Genomic DNA, 15,988 nt, shown 5'->3' on the forward strand with positions numbered 1-15,988 from the left:
GCCGCACCCATCCCTCGAGCGCAGCCCGTTCCTCGTCCGACAGGATCAACTCGGCCTTCGGCCGCCCCGTACGTGTCACAGGCCAAGCTTATATATCTGAACAGAATTCCTGACTCAGAAGACTAGGCAGTGTCCGCAATGTCATTGCGGACACTGCCTAGAGCTGGTCGCCGCGGTGCCGAGGGCGTGTTCCTTGAGAAATGCGCCCGCGTGGGCTGCTGCTTCCTCTGCGGTCGCGTAGCGCGTCCCGGCGGCGACTGTGCCGGATGCTCCATCAGCGCCCTGGCCTGCCCAACCCCAGTTGCCGGAAGGTGACTGCACCAGCTCGGCAGTCCCTCCGAAGAGTGCAAGCGTGCTTTTGCCCGCTGCCGCGGGTGCTGGGCGGCTGACGGCGTCGGGCCATTTCTTACGGGCACCCTGCCGGGTGATGCCCCAGACAGCCCCCAACTGCTCATAACTCGCACCGTAAGAGCCGGCGGTTGCTGCCGCCTGCCCCGTCAGCCGCCTGACCTGGACATCCATCACCTTCCAGGCGGCCAGGACGGACAGCGCCACTTCGACAGGATTCGCTTCCCACATGCGGTCCGCCGGCAGCCCGGTCTGGCGGGAGCGAATAGCCGAGGCCAGGGGATTCAAGGCGTCGTACAGGGCCTTGTCGAGCTCTGCCTGCTCTTCTGGGGTGATCTCAGAGGCCATCATGAGACAACTGTAGTTGTCGCGCCTGTGAATGTAAACCAAAGTTTACGTACTGCGTCGACTGCACCTCCTGTCCCACCACCCACTCGTACTCCCAGCGCCTCTCCCTGATGCGGAGTCAGGGTGGATTCAGGGTTGGGCCGGGGTGATCCCCGTGGTCGCGGGCTTGCCGGGCACACAGAATCGAAGCGAACCTGATCATTGCTACGAGACGTGGAGTCGTCCCATGCGCCGTTCCTCGGCCCTTGTCGTGACCGCCGCCCTGGCGCTCGGTGTCATCGCGCCCGCCCAGGCCGCGACTGCCGAGCCGGCCCCGGAGTTGGACGGGGCGAAGCTGCACGCGGCCATCGTCCCGCGTCCGGGCGACGGCGCCGCGGGGATCGTGGCGGAGGTGCACAAGCACGGGGAGGTGTGGCGGGGAGCGGCCGGGGACGTCGTCTCCGGGCGGGACGTCTCGTCGCGCGCGCACTTCAGGATCGGCAGTGTCAGCAAGCCCATGGAGGCGGTGATCCTTCTTCAGCTGTCCGCTGAGGGCCGTGTCGACCTGGACGAGAGCGTCCAGCACTACCTCCCTGGGTTGTTGCCCGAGGACCGGTTCAAGGAGCGGATCAGTGTCCGGCAGTTGCTCGACCACACCAGCGGGCTGCCGCACGATCTGGAGGGAGCGCCGGAGTCCACCCCGGACGCGGAGATCGAGGGTCGGCTGGACTACGTGACCTTCGACGAGGTGATCGGCGAGACGCTCCGTCCTGAGGGCCGGCCGGGCCCGGGGCCGCATTTCAGCCCCGGCACGCGGCAGGAGTACAACTCCTTTGGCTACCGCATCGCGGGGAAGCTCATCGAGGAGATCACCGGACACTCGTACCAGTACGAGCTGACCACCCGCATTCTGAAGCCGCTGAAGATGCGGGACACCCGGGCCGCGGTGCCGAATCGCAGCACGGCCGTGCCGCGGCCGTATCTGCCGGGCTACCTGGCGCGGAGCAGCGGCGAGCTGGTCGACGTCAATGTGCAGGGTGGGCTGCCCGCGAGCATGACGTCGACCACGGCGGATCTGGACCGGTTCATCACCGGGCTGTTCGACGGCCGACTGCTCCGCCCGGCGCAGGCCGCCGAACTGTTCGCGATACCGAAGGGTGCCGACGGCAAGCCGCTGCCGTACGTGGACGGCTCTCACTGCAACATTGGCCCGGGTAAAGGCACGGCCTGCTTCAGCGTGGGGCTGATGTCGACACCGCTGCCCGACGGGTCACTCCTGTGGGGCAAGACGGGATCGGATCCGGGGTACCGCAGCGGTGTCTTCGCCTCGCGGGACCTCAGCTTGCGCGCGGTCTACGCGGTGGGTACCTCCGGCCCCATCGACGGCGTCCCCGCGGTGGCCCAACGGCTGGCCCTCGCCGCTTTCGGCAGCTAACGGTCTCCCTTGGATGATCGCGGATCATCCAAGCGTGGTGGTGCGGTATCACCCGGGATGGGCCTCGCCGCAGTCCGGCCCTGCCAACCGCCCGCGTCCGCCGTAACACGCGGCCAGGCATGGGGAGGATCCAGGGTTCGACTTCCTCATCTGAGGGACGTATGAGGCGCTACAGTCGGAGCTTTCGACAGGGGACCGGGGGAGGGGACATGGCCGCGGTGGTCGTGGTGCACGGGATCGGCAAGCAGTTCTTAGGGGCGCGGTCGCTTCATGGGGGTGTCGCCGCAGCGCTGCTTGACGGGTTGAGTCTGGCCGGCGGGCAGGAGTTGGGGCCTGAGGACGTCGGGGTGGCGTTCTACGGACATCTGTTTCGCACGCGGGGTGCGGTCAAGGGCGAGCCCGCGTACACCTACCGGGATGTCTCTGATCCCGATGAGGTCGCGCTGCTGTACGCGTGGTGGCGGGAAGCGGCACGGCTGGAGCCGGACCGGGTGCCGCCGCCCGAGGCGGAGGGGATGAAAGCCGCCACGCCGAGGACCGTGCAGCGGGCGTTGTACGCGCTCAGCCGTTCGAGGTTCCTGGCCAGGACGACCGAGCGGTTCCTGATCGGCGTGCTGAAACAGGTGCGTCTCTACCTCGGCGACGCAGAGATTCGCGGGCGCGTGCAGGAGGAGGTCGCCGCGGCGATCGGACCCGACACCCGTGTGGTGGTGGGCCATTCGCTCGGGTCGGTCGCCGCCTACGAGACGCTGGCGGCGTGGGAAGACGGCCCGTCGCTCGACTTCGTCACCATCGGGTCGCCCTTGGGCATTCCGCACCTGGTGTTCGACCGGTTGCAGCCGACCCCGAGCAAGGGGCATGGGCACCGGCCCGGTTGTGTCCGGCACTGGACCAACGTGTGCGACCGCGGGGACGTGGTCGCCCTGGTCAAACGGCTGGCGCCCTCCTTCGGCGACGTGGACGACGTCCTCGTCGCCAACGGATGGCAAGCCCACGCCATCGAGCACCACCTCACCGCGGTCGAAACGGGACGGGCCATCGCGCGCGGGCTGCACAGCCCCGGTTCGGCATGACCAGCAGCACGACTGAGGGCCCGCTCGACGGCCCAAACGACGGCCCCAACGACGGCCCACTCGACGGCCTAACCGAAGGCCCGCCTGACGGCCCGCCCGACGGCCTGACCGAATGCCCGCCCGACGGCGTTGCGTCCCGCTGGGTCGTCGTAGCCGGCACCGGGAACTACGAACACCAGGAGCCACTGCCGTGCGTGGGCGAGGACCTGGATCTCGTCAGCGGTCTCTTCGGCGAGCTCGGATACGGTACGGCTGTTCCCGTGCTGGATCTCTCGACGGCCGAACTGCGCGAGGCGCTGACGCGGTGGGCGGTCCACGCCACGGATGAGGACGGGGCGCTCGTACTGTATTTCAGCGGGCACGGCGACGTGGGCACCGACAACCGCCACTACCTGCTGTGCCGTGACAGCCAGGCCGGCCTTCTGCGGGGAACGGCGCTGTCCACCGAGGACCTGGTCGGGATCGTCACCGAGTGCGGGCTGCGGCGGCTGCTGCTCATCATCGACACCTGTTACGCGGGACAGGGCGGCGTCGACGTCGTGCGTGGCCTCGCCGCCGGGCTGCTCGCCTCCCGAGAGGTGGACGAGCGGCAGCTCACCGCGTTCTCCGTCATCGCCGCCGCCCGGCCGCAGGAGATGGCGCGTGACGGGGCGTTCGCGCGCGCTCTGGCCGAAGCCGTCCGCGACCCGACCCTGGGCGGGCAGCGTCAGCCGAAGCTCTACATCGAGCAGGTCGTCGACCACGTCAACGCTTCGCTGTCGGTGATCAGTCCCTTCCAGCACGCCACATGGGGCACCTTGCCCGGCGGCGAGGGCTATCCCTTCATCCCCAATCCCCGCTATGTCGCGGACGCACCCGGCGAGGGTGTCCTCGACCTGGCCGAACAGCGGACGGCGCTGACCCCGGAAGGACGCCTGCGGCGCGAGGAGCTGCTGAACCACTTCGTGCCGCGGGGCCGGGGTGTGGAACGCGCGAGCGACCCGGGCTCGTTCTTCACCGGCCGGCGCGCCGCGCTCGAAGCGCTCTCCGGCTGGGCGGCGGGCGGCACTCGGGACTTCGGACGAGCCGTGGTGGTCACCGGTGGGCCTGGCACGGGGAAGTCCTCCCTCCTGGGCCGCCTCCTGCTGACGGTCGGCACCGCCGGCAGCGCGCCGATGGGGGCGGGCGAGCCGGTCGCCTCCCGACCGGTGGACGCCGCGATCCACGCCCGGCACAAGACCCTGGCCGAGGTGGCGCTCGGGATCGCCGAGGCGGCAGGCCTGTCCACCGCCGTCCCCGCCGAACCCGCCCAACTCGTCCAAGCGTTGGAGCGGCGCACCGAGCCGCTGGTGCTCGTCGTCGACGCGTTGGACGAGGCCGGCACATCCGGCTCCGTCCACGAGGCGAAGCGCATCGCGACCCTGCTCCTCGCACCCCTCGCGAAGCTGCCGTGCGTGTGGTTGGCCGTCGGTACGCGACGGCAGGTGGTGGACGACCTGGGGCCCGGCTTCGCGCCGCTCGACCTCGACGAACCGCAGTGGACGGACCACGACGACGTCACCGCGTACGCGGCCCAGCTCCTCCAGGCACCGGACGGTCCCGGCAGCGTCGGCCGGTACACCGCGCTGGAGGCCGATCCCGTCGCGCGTGCCATCGCCCGACAGGCCGGCTACAACTACCTCTTCACCCGGCTGGCGGCCCGTACGCTCGCCCGGCGCGACGAGTCCCTCGATACGGAACGGCCCGACTGGGCAGGTCAGTTGCCGGGTCCGCAGTCCTCCGCGTTCTTCTGGGCGCTCGCCGAGACCACCGGCGGCGACAACGAGCGGGCCCGAGCGCTCCTGCTTCCCCTCGCACTCGCCGAGGGATCGGGTCTGCCCGCCGGCTCGGTCTGGCCCGCGGTCGCGGGCGCCCTGTCCGACACCCCGGTCACCGCGGACGACGTCCGCTGGATCTTGGAAGTGGCCGACGCCCATGTCGTAGAGGTCCTCGACCGGGACCTGCGATCGGTTTACCGGCTCTACCACGAGTCCTTCGCCGAGGAGCTGCGCGAGCGCCCGGACCCGTCCGCCGACCAACGCGCCATGGTCGGAGCGCTGATCGGCCTGGTCCCCGCCGACCCCGACACCGGCATGCGCGACTGGCACGCCGCCGACCCCTACATCCGCACGCACCTCGCCACCCACGCGGCGGCCTGCGGACTGCTCGACGACCTCGTGCTTGACCCCGGCTACCTGATGGCCGCGGAACCCACCGTGCTGCTGACCGCCCTGGAAGCGGTCACCGCCCCCGCCGCCCGCGCCGCCGCGGCCACGTTCCAGCGCTGTGCGCCGCTGCTCGCGGCCGAACCCGATCCGGCACGCCAGGCGGCCCAGCTGCGCATGGTGGCCCTCCAGGAGGGGGCGACCGACCTGGCCGACGCGGTCACCCACGACGTACCAGGGCTGCCCTGGGAAACGCTGTGGGCGGACACCGCCCCGGGGCAGTACCGCTCGCTCGGCTCCTTCACCCCGGCCCCGCACAGCCTGGCCGTGCTCCACCCGAACGGGCGACCTGTCATCGTCACCGTGCAGCGGGACATAGGGGTCCAGTGGTGGGACGGCAGCACCGGTGAACGCCTCGGCCGGCTGTCCGGCGTCCCCGGCGACGTCGAAGCGGTGGCCGCCTGCCAGGAGAGCGGCGCGCCCTGGATCGTCGTCAGGTACACGGAGCGGGACCGGCCCTTCCTCGCGTTGTGGGACCTGGAGTCGGGCTCCCGACTCGGCCCGCCGGTGGCCGCCTCGATCCCGGTGGCCTCGCTGCCCCATGCCTGCGTGCGGGTACGCGACACCTGCATCGCCGCGGTGCCCGAAGGGAACACCGTCCGGCTGGTGGACCTGTGTACCGGCCGCCACGTGAAGCGGCTCCACGGGGCGCCGCCACCCCGCGAGGACGGGACGACGTGGACGGCGATCGGCGCACGGGACGGTCGGGTCACCGTCTCCGCCGCGAGCGGGGGCCAACGTTACGACACCTCGGCATTGCGGCCGCGCTTGGCACAGATGAGTATCTGGTCCTTCGACCCGAACAGCAGCCGGCCCGTGAAACAGACGTGGTCGGGGCGCCTGCGGGGGAATCAGGTGCTGGGCCTTGCGGTCGCGGACGGCCGGGTCGAGGTGGCCACGACCAACGGTTTCCGTTTCACCAAACGGCTCTACGACGACCGGAGCCGCAGCCGCGCTGCGATGCGCGAATGGGTCTTTGACGGCCCTTTCGACTCGCTCCTCCTGGTGTGCAGCAGCACCGACACGATGGCGCTCCGGATCAACGAAGGCCGATACGAGGTACTCGGCCCGGACTTCGAGCCCCGCTCGATCCAGATCGCCGCGGGGGCGACGCGCACGTGGACGGCGGCGAACAGTCCGGAGGGAAATATGGTGCTCGCGTCCGCCGACACGAGCAACTCGCTGAAACTGTGGCGGATGGGCGCCTCCGTCGATCCGGAGAGCCCGGGCGACGAGATCTCCCCGGCTCACCGCTGCGCAGTGGCCGAGCTCGAAGGCGGCACCGTACTGATCACCGCGAAACTGAGTTCCCCCTACGGCTCCAAGGACATCCGCGCCGTCGATCCGGTCTCGGGCAGAAGCAAGCCCCTGCCACTGCCGGCCGACCGTCCCGTCTTGGGCCTGGTCCCGGCACCAGGCGGCCCGGGACTTCCTCCCGTCCTCTACCAGCTATACCGCGCGAAACGGGAACCCAAGGCCTGGGTACTGGCGGCGGACGGCACGCGTTCCCTCCTGCTGCCCGAAGCGAGCGTCGGTGCCAGGATCCAGGTCGGTCGGCTGGAAGGGCGGCCGGTGGTCTTCAGCTCGGAAGCCAAGCAGGTGCATGTCTGGGACCTCGCCGGGAAACTCCTCCACACTCTGCCGAATGACCGCCACGAGCACGTGCGGCACCTAGAAGCGGAAGACGGAAGACTCTTCCTCCTCGTGCGGGACTTCAGGAGGCTGCGTGTGATCGACCTCCCGAGCGGCACGTCCCAGGCGTGGAACGCGTCCTCCCCGCTCCGGCTCGACGAGTCGGCCGACCTGGGCAGCTGGGAGGGCATCCCGGCCATCGCCTACCTCACCCGGTCCAGACCGGCCGCTTCGGCCTCGCGCACGCTCAGCGTCGAAGTGCGGGACCTCACCGCGCCACAACGCGAGCCGCTCTTCCGATGGGCCGTCCCCGCCGGCTGCGCCCTGTCGGACGTCCGCCTCCTACCCGGCACCACACGCGACGCCCTCCTCCTGACCACCCAGGACCACCGCCTGCTCCTCGTCGACCCGGCCACCCCCGAACACGCCCTCGACATCCCCGTCGGCAGCGACATCCTCTCCCTCGCCCCCGTCGACGACCGCGTCCTCGCCGCCGTCACCCCCAGCGGCGTCATCGCCCTCCGCCTCCCCCCGGCCGCGTCTCCGAACCACCTGGGGTGAGCGGCGGGACATCCCCGGGGACCCCCTGGTACCCCCGTGTCCCCCGGTGCGACTTCGCGATCACATCGGGTCCGGTGCGGGCATCGGCCCCGGGAGGAGGGCGCGTGCGGGGACACGGCCGTTGGTGGACCCGTGCTCCACCAAAGGCGCGGAGGCGATGCCGAGTGGGTGGTGGGGCTTTCGGTGTTCCTCCATCAGCGGATGACGGGGGGTCGGCCGTTCCCGAGGATCGGTGGTTGTTCGGCTGAGGAGGCCGAGTGCATCCCAGGCCCTTGGGGGAGAAGTGAACGAGTACGCAGCACCCCGTCGTATTTCCGTCTTCGACACCACGCTCCGCGACGGTGAACAAGCGCCGGGTAACGCGATGAACCCGGAGCAGAAGCTCGAACTGGCCCAGCTGATCGCGGGGTTGGGGGTGGACACCATCGAGGCGGGCTTTCCCGCCTCGTCGCCCAGTGACTTCGAGGCGACCCGGCTGATCGCGCGGCACCTGACCGGAACCAAGTTCGCCACGTTCTCGCGGACGACGCGCCGGGACGTCGAGATCGCCGTCGAGGCCGGCGGCGTCGACAACCACCAGGTGCAGATGGTGGCCACCGGCAGCCAGATCCACCTGTCCCACAAGCGGGGCATCACCCGGCACGCGGCGGTCCGGGAGGTGGTGGACACGGTGAGGTTCGCCGTGTCCCTGGGCGTCACCGACATCGCCGTCGGCATCGAGGACGCCAGCCGCGGCGAGGACGACCTGCTGCGCGCGCTGACCGAGGCGGCCGTGGACGCGGGAGCGACCTGCATCATCCTGGCCGACACGACGGGATGCCACACTCCCGACGAGTTCGGCACCCTGATCGGCAAGATCCGCCGATGGGCCCCGCAGCCCATCAAGGTCTCCACCCACTGCCACAACGACTTCGGCCTGGCGACGGCCAACACGCTGGCCGGCCTCGCGGCCGGGGCGGACGAGATCCAGGTCGCGCTCGGCGGCATCGGCGAGCGGGCCGGCAACACCTCGCTGGAGGAGGTCGCCGCCGTCCTCGCGTACAAGACCGGCCTGCTCGGGATGACCACCGGTGTCCGGCTGGACGCCATGTACGCGGCGTACAACCGGCTGCGCGAGATCATCCGCCTGGAGGAGCCCCGCAACAAGCCGATCTTCGGCAAGTACGTCTTCGGCACCGCCGCCGGGATCCACCAGCAGGGCATGCTGAGCGACCCGAGCACCTACGAGTACGTCGAGCCCGCGCGCTTCGGCCGTGAACGCTCGCTGCTCATCGGGCGCCACTCCGGGCGGACCGTGCTGCGCCACCTCATCGAGCAGCTCGACGTGGACGTCGACGAGGCCGAACTCGACGAGCTGTACCGCGTCCACATAGCCGAGCGGGAGCAGGGCGACTGCGAGGACCTGTCGGTCGTACGCGAGCGTCTCGCCGGGGAGCTCGGCACGCGCCTGGCGGTGGCAGCGGCGCGATGAAGTACGCCTATCTGGGCCCGGAGGGCACCTTCACGGAGTCCGCCGTCCGGCGGCTCGCGCCCTCCGCCCGGCACACTGTCCCCTTCCCCACCGTCCCGGCGGCGGTGGAGGCCCTGCGGTCCGGCAGGTTCGCCAGGGCGGTGGTCCCGCTGGAGAACTCCGTCAGCGGCGTGGTTCCGCCCACGCTCGGGGAACTCGTCGCGCACGCCGGGCAGCTCAGAATCGATGCCCAGGTGACGATCGGGGTCACCTTCGCCTTGATGGCGGCCGAGGGAACGAGGCTGTCCGACGTACGGCGGGTGGTGAGCCATCCGCACGCGCACGGCCAGTGCCGGCAGTGGGTGGACCGGTACCTGCCGCACGCGGAGACGGTCGTCGCCGACTCCACAGCGGCGGCCGCCGCGGCACTGGCGGCGGGCGGGGCGGCCACCGACGCCGCGATCGCCGCCCCCGAGACCGCCGCACGCTACGGGCTGACCGTGCTGGCCCACGACATCGGCACGCGCCGCGACGCCATGACACGTTTCGTGTCACTGCGCCCCAGCGGCCCCGACGGGCCGCCCACCGGACAGGACCGCACCGCGCTGCTGATCACCTCCGACCGCTCGGATCCCGGCGTGCTCACCGGCGTGCTCGGCGAGCTGAGCCGGCGGCAGGTGTCCATCGCCTGGATCCAGTCCTGGCCCCGGCAGACCGCGCGGGGGCGCTACCACTTCCTGGTCGAGGTCGACCGGCACATCGCGCATCCGGGAATGGCGGAGGCCGTCGAGGCCATGCGCCAGGGTGTCGACTCGCTGAGCCTGCTGGGGAGTTATCCGTACATCGTCGACCGTGAGGTCAAGGGGGAGAAGGCAGCCGCATGAGTGCGACGCGCATCGCTGTGATCGGCAGCGGGCCCAGAGGAATGATGGTGCTCGAACGGCTCGCGGCCCGTCTCGGGGAACACCCGGGCCCCCTGGACGTCCGCATCTTCCTGGTCGACGCGGTGGAGCCGGGGGCCGGACAGGTCTATCGGACCGACCAGCCCGACTGGTTCCTGATGAACACCGTGGCGGGCCAGTGCTCCGCGTACTCGGGCCTGCCGGACGGCGGCCCGGCACGAGCCGGGGCCGGCCCGTCGTTCGGCGAGTGGTGGGAGTCCGTCGGGGACTACCCCGGCCCGGACAGTTACGCGCCACGCGGGCAGTACGGGAGGTACCTGCGCTCGGTGCTCGATGCCGTGACGGAGACCCTGCCGGCCGGTGTCCGGCTGCGGAGCATCAAGGAACGCGTCGAGGAGGTCGTACGACTCGACGGTCGGTACCGGATCGCCCTGTCGGGCGGCGAGCGGCTGGACGTCGACCGGGTCGTTCTGGCGACCGGGCACTCCAGGCACCAGCTCACCGGCAGGGAGGGCGACCTCGCCGACCTCGCCCGGCAGCACCCGGAACTCCGCTACATCCAGGGCGAGTCGGCCGCCGACATGCCCCTGCACGAGATCGCCCCGGGCTCCGGCGTCGGCGTCATCGGTCTCGGTCTGTCCTTCTACGACGTGATGGCGGCGCTCACCATCGGCCGAGGCGGTCGGTTCGCCCCGGCCGAGGACGGCACGCTCGTCTACCACCCCAGCGGCCAGGAGCCGGTGATCGTGGCCGGATCCCGCAGCGGAATGCCACTGCCGGCCCGCGGCCGGAACCAGAAACCGCCCCAGTACTCCTACCGCCCGGTGCTGTTCACCCCGGCGCGCATCCGGTCCCACCAGCCGCGCGGCCCGCTCGACTTCACCCGGCACGTCCTCCCGTGGCTGACGGCCGAGATCGAGCTCGTGTACTACGGCACGGCCTTGCGGCGCGCCTTCGGCGGCGAGGCCGCCGACCGGTTCGTCGCCGCGGTGGAGCTCGCCGCCGAGCAGGGCGTGCCCTCCGTGGAGGCCATCGCCGCACGTCTGGGACCGCCGGGCGTGCCGCCGATCGACATCGACGCGCTCGCCCGGCCGTTCGCGGACCGTGCCTTCGCGGGCCCGGAGGACTTCGGTCGCGCGCTGCGCGAGGAGATCGAGCGGGATCTCGCGCGCGCCGAAGCGGGCAACGTCGACTCGCCGCTCAAGGCCGCGCTCGACGTCATGCGCGACACCCGCTGGGTCCTTCGCGAGCTGATCGACTTCTCCGGGCTGACCGGGCGCTCGCAGAAGGAGGACTTCCTCGGCTGGTACGTGCCCAGGGCCTCGTTCCTCGCGGCAGGGCCGCCGATGGAGCGCCTCCAGCAGGTCCTCGCCCTGCTCGACTGCGGGCTGCTGCGCATCGTCGGGCCGCGGACCCGCTTCGACAGCGATCCGGCCGAGGGCGTGTACGTGGTGTCCTCGGCCCAGGTCCCCGGCTCCGCCGTTCCGGTGACGACGGTGGTCGACGCGCGGATTCCCAGCCCCGACCTGCGCAGCGACCTCAGCCCGCTCACCACGAGGCTGCGTGAGTCCGGCGCGTGGACGAGCTACGTCAACCACAGCGGCGGCGCCGGTTACGACACCGGCGGCGTCGCCGTGACCAAGAGTCCGTTCCACCCCGTGGCCGCTGACGGCGGAATCGACGAGGACATGTACGTGCTCGGCATCCCCACCGAGCACACCAGGTGGTTCATGCAGGTCGGCAGCAGCAGGCCGGGCATGTGGAGCGACTTCGTCCATGACGCCGACGCGATAGCGGCGCACGCGCTGCGCCCCGTGTCCCGGGTCGAGGTGTCCCGGGCGCAGACGCCCGAGTTGGTCGGCTCGGGCGCGGAGAAGGCAGGCGAGCGATCGCCGGAGAGGAAGGTGGGTTGAGCATGCGTGTCGCACAGCGGTTCTCCCATGTGGAGCGGTCCGCGACCGTCGCCCTGCTGGAGACGGTCCAGCGACTCCGTCGGGAGGGGGTCGAGGTGCTCGACCTCAGCGGCGGCGAACCGGACTTCCCCACCCCGGCGCCGGTGGTCGAGGAGGCCGTGTCGGCGCTGCGGGTCGGAGACACCCACTACACCCCGAGCCGGGGCGTTCCCGAGCTGCTGCGGGCCGTGGCGGACAAGCTGGCCGTCGAGAACGGCGTCCAGGTGGATCCGGCCACCGGCGTCATCGTCACCCCCTCGGCCAAGCAGGCGCTGTTCACCGCGCTGATGACCGTGCTCGACCCGGGTGACGAGGTCATCGTGCCCACGCCTGCCTGGGTCAGCTATCCGGCGATGGCAGGTCTGCTCGGCGCCCGCGCGGTGGCGGCCGAACTCCGTGCGGAGGACGGGTTCAGGCTGTCGCGGCAGGTCCTTGAGGACCTGGTGACGGACCGGACCCGGGCCCTGGTCGTCAACACGCCGGCCAACCCGACGGGGCACGTACTCGATCGCGAGGAGGCCGAGGAGATCGTCGCGTTCGCGGTCGAGCACGACCTCGTCCTCGTCGTCGACGAGATCTACGAGAAGATCGTCTACGACGGCCGCGTCCACCTCAGCCTGGCGAGCCTGCCCGGCGCGGCGGAGCGGACGCTCACGGTCAACGGCTTCTCCAAGGCGTACGCGATGACGGGCTGGCGGCTCGGCTATCTGGCAGGGCCCGAACCGCTGATCTCGCAGGCGCTCAAGGTCCAGGAGCACACGGTGAGCTGCGCCGCGTCGTTCGTGCAGCGCGGGGGAGTGGCGGCGCTGACCCGGACGGCCGACGACGTCGCGGCGATGCTGAAGGAGTACACGGTGCGCCGGGACATGACGGTCTCGGCCCTGGCCGCGCTACCCGGCGTCACCTGCGCCCACCCCGAGGGCGCGTTCTACGCGTTCGCCGACATACGCGGGACGGGGCTGTCGTCGGCCGCTTTCGCGCAGCGGCTGCTCGACGAGGCCGCGGTCACCGTGGCCCCGGGCTCGGCCTTCGGCGCGGGCGGCGAGGGCTACGTCCGGCTGTCGTTCGCGGCGTCCCGCGAGGTCCTGCAAGGTGCGGGGGAGCGGCTGTCTCGGCTGGCCACCCAGTGGGCGGGGAACTGACGGGAACCGACACGGACGCCGGGAGGCCGGCAGCCCCGAGTGGGGCTGCCGGCCTCCCGGCACGTCTGCCGTGGCCCGGTCCGTGGGCGTGGTCGGCACTCTTCCGCTGGGTACGCGGGGTACGCGGGGTACGGGGAGTGCACGGGGTATGCCGCGGACTTCAGGCCACTTCGGCGGGCCGGGCCGGGGCGACGGGCAAGGATTCCCCCTCCGTGGTGCAGGACCGCTGGAACAGCAGTACCGCCTCCAGCCGGTTGCGGGCGCCGAGCTTGGTCAGCGCGTGGGAGATGTGACTCTTGACGGTGGCGGGCGAGACCCGGAGGCGGACAGCGGTCTCGGCCGTCGACATGCCCTCCGTGAGGTTGCGCAGCACCTCCTGCTCGCGCGAGGTGAGGGTGTGCAGGAGATCCTTGGAACCGGCGGAGGTGGGGGCCGGTGCCGCTCCGGTGGGACGGGCGTACAGGGTGCGCAGTTCGGGCGAGAGCACGGTGTGGCCGGAAGCCACCGCACGGATGGCCGTGGCGAGCTTGGCGACGTTGATGTTCTTCACGAGACAGCCGGTGGCGCCGGCCGCGAAGAAGGCGTCGAGGCGCCGCTGGGTCCAGCCGGTGCCGACGACCAGCACCCTCACCTGGCGCAGGTCCAGTTGGCGGATCAGGCCGGTGGCGTCCTCCCGGGGGGCGACCGCGAGGACGGCGACGTCGACGCGGTCGAGCGGCCACTGCCGCAGCGGCTGCTGGTTGTTCACGCTGCCCACCACGTCGAGGTGCGCCGAGGCGCCGAGGACGCGGGTCAGGACGTGACGGGAGATCGGGTCGTGATCCGCGACCAGCACGCGAGCTGTGTCGTCTTCGGCGTGCTCCGCGCCGAAGAGATCACGTTCCAGAGACATGAGGTGCGCCCTTCGTCAGATTGTTCGATGCCTGCCGAAGAAGCCTAAAATCGAGAACGCTGTTCAGCAATGATGAACAGCGTTATGGCTAATTTTGAACGCTCCGCACGCGACTCCGGGCACGGATGGGCGAAAACCCTCCATTTCCAAGGTGATCGCCTTGATCCTTCCTTGGTCTGGCGTTTGTTGACGCCCGACAGAGTCCCCACCTACGGTCGAGAGCCGGGGGCCGCCCGCCATCGCCGTCGGGTGCAGGGCTTCCGTGTGCCGCCGCAGCGGAGGGGGAAGCATGCAGGACGATGCGCTGGCCAGGGCGTGGCTCCGAGGGTTCGCACGGGCCGTCGAAGAGGGCGAGGAAAGGCTCACCGCTCTCGATTCCGCGATCGGGGACGGAGACCACGGCATCAACATGCGCCGGGGCGCGTCCCACGTCCGCCGCATGCTGCTGCGGGACCAGGCGCCGGGCACCGCGTGCGAACTCCTCGACGAGGCCGGGCTGTTGCTCCGTGACCACGTAGGAGGATCCGCGGGGGTGCTGTACGGCAGCGCCTTCCAGGCGATGGGCGGTGCGCTCCACGGCGACCGGGCCGGTGTGGCCCGACTCGGCGACGCGCTGCAGGCGGGACTCGACGCCGTCGTCAGACTGGGAGCGGCGGTCGCGGGCGACAAGACCATGGTCGACGCCTACGCCCCCGCCGTGACGGCGTTCCGCGCGGTATGCGCGCGGGGCGGCGACCTCGGCGAGGCCGCGACGGCCGCCGCCGCGGCCGCCAAGACGGGCGCCCGGTCCACCATCCCGATGCAGGCGCGCAAGGGCCGCGCCTCGTACCTCGGCTATCGCAGCGTCGGCCACCTGGACCCCGGTGCCGCCTCCACGGAGATGCTCTTCAGATCACTCGCCACGGAGGTGACGGCCGGCCCGGAACCGGAGTACTCCTATGTACGGATCGCGTGCATGCCCGGAGTGTGAACGCGGGTCCGCCCTCCCCGGCCGTGACGCGGCCCCGCGATCCGGGACCCGACGAGGCCCCGCCTCCCCGGTCCTCGACGCGGCCTCCTCCGTCTCACACCCCGGCGTCCCGCCGAGGAGGCCCCCACGCGCCCACCACGGTGAACGCCTGCTGGGCGTTCAGCCGCGGATCGCACGGCGAGGTCGCGCGCTCGGCCACCCGGTCCACGTCACCGAACCCCCAAGCGCATTCCGTCACCGGGTCCGGGGTGGTCAGCAGGCGCAACCCCGCGGCCACTCCGCCGGCCTCGACGACGGCCCGCTGGAAGGCCACGACCTCCTCGATCACCATCGACACCAACTGGGAGCGGTGGCCCGAGAGAGCGGTGAACGTGTTCCCGCCCATCGGGTCGCACAGCCACGCCGACGGATGGCCGGCCCGTCGCACCGCGCTCACGAGACGGGGCAGCTCCGACGCGACACGGGAGACGCCCATCCGAGAGACGAGCGTGAGGCGGCCGGGCGTCCGACCGGGATCCAGCACGCGACACAGGCGTACCAATGCGTCGGGAGTGGTGTCGGGTCCGACCTCGCAGGCGATCGGGTTCGCGACCCGGGCCAGTAGCCGGGCCCGGACCCCGTCCGGCCGGAGGGCATGTGCGCCGAGCCACGGCAGGTGCGTGGACGTCAGCAGGGGCCGACCCGTCGGTGTGCGCCGCAGGAAGGGCAGCTCGTCGTCGGGCACCAGAACCTCGTGGCTCGTCCACACGCGATCCCCGTCGGGCAGGGGGCCGCGGTTCGCCCGCTCCCGGCCGATCCGTAGCACCGGTCCGCCGCCGTTGACCCTCATGATCCCGGCCAGCGCGTCGAGGAGCCCCGTCTCGCGGGCGACGGCCCCAGGGTCGTCCCCGATGCGGGTCTTCTCGACGGGACCCCCGGCTTGGAGCACCTGGTACTCGCCGGCGGCGGCACTGGCCAGCAACCGCCGGAGGACCTCGGTCCCCTCCCGGGTGACCCGATCAGGCGGCACGGCCGGTTCCCCCCGTACCGTCGCCGCGTCCACCGGAGAATCGGGCGAGGGC

The 15,988-nt window shown here is 71.3% G+C and carries 11 protein-coding genes; 8 read left to right on the forward strand and 3 right to left on the reverse strand.

Going from position 1 to position 15,988, the window contains the following annotated elements; translation table 11 throughout:
* Positions 1-141: 141 nt before the first annotated feature.
* Positions 142-699: a hypothetical protein gene (locus MRBLMG1_RS27090; protein ID WP_367826741.1), complete on the reverse strand. Its 558-nt coding sequence runs from the start codon at positions 697-699 to the stop codon at positions 142-144.
* A 142-nt stretch (positions 700-841) separates the two neighbouring features.
* Here MRBLMG1_RS27090 and MRBLMG1_RS27095 point away from each other — a divergent pair, with 142 nt between their 5' ends.
* The 7 genes from MRBLMG1_RS27095 (at position 842) to MRBLMG1_RS27125 (ending at position 13,065) form a co-directional block, all read left to right on the forward strand.
* Positions 842-2,110, forward strand: coding sequence for a serine hydrolase domain-containing protein (locus tag MRBLMG1_RS27095; RefSeq protein WP_367826742.1), 1,269 nt, complete (start codon positions 842-844; stop codon positions 2,108-2,110).
* Positions 2,111-2,319: 209 nt separating this feature from the next.
* Positions 2,320-3,183: a hypothetical protein gene (locus MRBLMG1_RS27100; RefSeq protein ID WP_367826743.1), complete on the forward strand. Its 864-nt coding sequence runs from the start codon at positions 2,320-2,322 to the stop codon at positions 3,181-3,183.
* Positions 3,180-7,619 carry a caspase family protein gene (locus MRBLMG1_RS27105; RefSeq protein ID WP_367826744.1) on the forward strand — a complete coding sequence of 1,480 codons (4,440 nt, stop codon included), beginning with the start codon at positions 3,180-3,182 and terminating at the stop codon, positions 7,617-7,619. The genes MRBLMG1_RS27100 and MRBLMG1_RS27105 overlap by 4 nt, the downstream gene beginning before the upstream one ends.
* Positions 7,620-7,902: 283 nt before the next feature.
* Positions 7,903-9,090 (forward strand): LeuA family protein, encoded by a 1,188-nt coding sequence (locus tag MRBLMG1_RS27110; RefSeq protein WP_367826745.1) that lies wholly within the window; start codon positions 7,903-7,905, stop codon positions 9,088-9,090.
* The gene (gene pheA / locus MRBLMG1_RS27115) at positions 9,087-9,953 is read left to right on the forward strand and encodes a prephenate dehydratase (RefSeq protein ID WP_367826746.1); all 867 of its coding nucleotides are present in this window, start codon (positions 9,087-9,089) and stop codon (positions 9,951-9,953) included. Before MRBLMG1_RS27110 ends, pheA begins: the two co-directional genes overlap by 4 nt.
* Complete coding sequence (locus MRBLMG1_RS27120; RefSeq protein WP_367826747.1) at positions 9,950-11,884, forward strand: FAD/NAD(P)-binding protein; 1,935 nt, start codon at positions 9,950-9,952, stop codon at positions 11,882-11,884. Before pheA ends, MRBLMG1_RS27120 begins: the two co-directional genes overlap by 4 nt.
* A 2-nt stretch (positions 11,885-11,886) precedes the next feature.
* Positions 11,887-13,065 carry a pyridoxal phosphate-dependent aminotransferase gene (locus MRBLMG1_RS27125; protein WP_367826748.1) on the forward strand — a complete coding sequence of 393 codons (1,179 nt, stop codon included), beginning with the start codon at positions 11,887-11,889 and terminating at the stop codon, positions 13,063-13,065.
* Positions 13,066-13,225: 160 nt separating this feature from the next.
* Here the strand turns inward: MRBLMG1_RS27125 and MRBLMG1_RS27130 are convergent, their stop codons facing one another.
* On the reverse strand, positions 13,226-13,957 hold the full coding sequence (locus MRBLMG1_RS27130; RefSeq protein WP_367826749.1) for a response regulator transcription factor: 732 nt from the start codon (positions 13,955-13,957) through the stop codon (positions 13,226-13,228).
* 289 nt (positions 13,958-14,246) lie between these two features.
* On the opposite strand from MRBLMG1_RS27130, the gene dhaL reads away from it, so the two are divergent.
* The gene (gene dhaL / locus MRBLMG1_RS27135; RefSeq protein WP_367826750.1) at positions 14,247-14,927 is read left to right on the forward strand and encodes a dihydroxyacetone kinase subunit DhaL; all 681 of its coding nucleotides are present in this window, start codon (positions 14,247-14,249) and stop codon (positions 14,925-14,927) included.
* Positions 14,928-15,021: 94 nt separating this feature from the next.
* Here the strand turns inward: dhaL and MRBLMG1_RS27140 are convergent, their stop codons facing one another.
* Entirely contained in the window at positions 15,022-15,936 is a 915-nt protein-coding gene (locus MRBLMG1_RS27140; RefSeq protein WP_367826751.1) for a 3-deoxy-7-phosphoheptulonate synthase, read from the reverse strand.
* Positions 15,937-15,988 lie beyond the last annotated feature (52 nt).

The sequence above is a fragment of the Streptomyces sp. LMG1-1-1.1 genome (genome assembly GCF_040815545.1).
GTDB lineage: Bacteria > Actinomycetota > Actinomycetes > Streptomycetales > Streptomycetaceae > Streptomyces.

Bases quoted from the DNA above. Each gene is read 5' to 3' on its own strand.
- MRBLMG1_RS27090 (WP_367826741.1), bottom strand. From the start codon at position 699: ATGATGGCCTCTGAGATCACCCCAGAAGAGCAGGCAGAGCTCGACAAG.
- MRBLMG1_RS27100 (WP_367826743.1), top strand. From the start codon at position 2,320: ATGGCCGCGGTGGTCGTGGTGCACGGGATCGGCAAGCAGTTCTTAGGG.
- MRBLMG1_RS27105 (WP_367826744.1), top strand. From the start codon at position 3,180: ATGACCAGCAGCACGACTGAGGGCCCGCTCGACGGCCCAAACGACGGC.
- pheA (WP_367826746.1), top strand. From the start codon at position 9,087: ATGAAGTACGCCTATCTGGGCCCGGAGGGCACCTTCACGGAGTCCGCC.
- MRBLMG1_RS27120 (WP_367826747.1), top strand. From the start codon at position 9,950: ATGAGTGCGACGCGCATCGCTGTGATCGGCAGCGGGCCCAGAGGAATG.
- MRBLMG1_RS27125 (WP_367826748.1), top strand. From the start codon at position 11,887: ATGCGTGTCGCACAGCGGTTCTCCCATGTGGAGCGGTCCGCGACCGTC.
- MRBLMG1_RS27130 (WP_367826749.1), bottom strand. From the start codon at position 13,957: ATGTCTCTGGAACGTGATCTCTTCGGCGCGGAGCACGCCGAAGACGAC.
- dhaL (WP_367826750.1), top strand. From the start codon at position 14,247: ATGCAGGACGATGCGCTGGCCAGGGCGTGGCTCCGAGGGTTCGCACGG.